The sequence below is a fragment of the Micromonospora thermarum genome, from assembly GCF_012034245.1.
In the GTDB taxonomy this organism is placed as follows: Bacteria; Actinomycetota; Actinomycetes; order Mycobacteriales; family Micromonosporaceae; genus Micromonospora; species Micromonospora thermarum.
The window spans coordinates 1-307 of the sequence record NZ_JAATEO010000116.1 but is presented as its reverse complement, the minus strand read 5'-3'; the positions used below and the strand labels follow the sequence as shown (position 1 = coordinate 307).

Annotated in this window: 1 protein-coding gene; it reads right to left on the bottom strand. The window is 73.0% G+C overall.

Features of this window, described 5'->3' with window-relative positions; translation table 11 throughout:
- The coding region (locus tag HCJ94_RS29460) for an HAD-IIIA family hydrolase (RefSeq protein ID WP_240944618.1) at window positions 1-307 on the bottom strand (307 nt) is incomplete at both ends.

Below are 307 nucleotides of genomic sequence, written 5' to 3'. Positions count from 1 at the left end.
GCACCATCCCGGGCGCCGGCTTCCGGCACCTGCACCCGTCGGCGTCGTCGTGCGGACACACCAGCCACGCGTCGAACGGCCCCAGCAACTCCTCGATGCGGGCGTGCACCGCCCGCATCTGCGCCTCGGTGAACAGCCCCTTCGCCAACCCCGACTGGTTCGTCACCACCGCCAGCCGCAGACCCGCCGCCCGCAACGCGTCCAACGCCGCCCGCGCACCCGGCACCGGCCGCACCTTCTCCGGATCCCCGTTGTACGGCACGTCCTCCACCAACGTGCCGTCCCGGTCCAGCAGCACCGCGTCGAA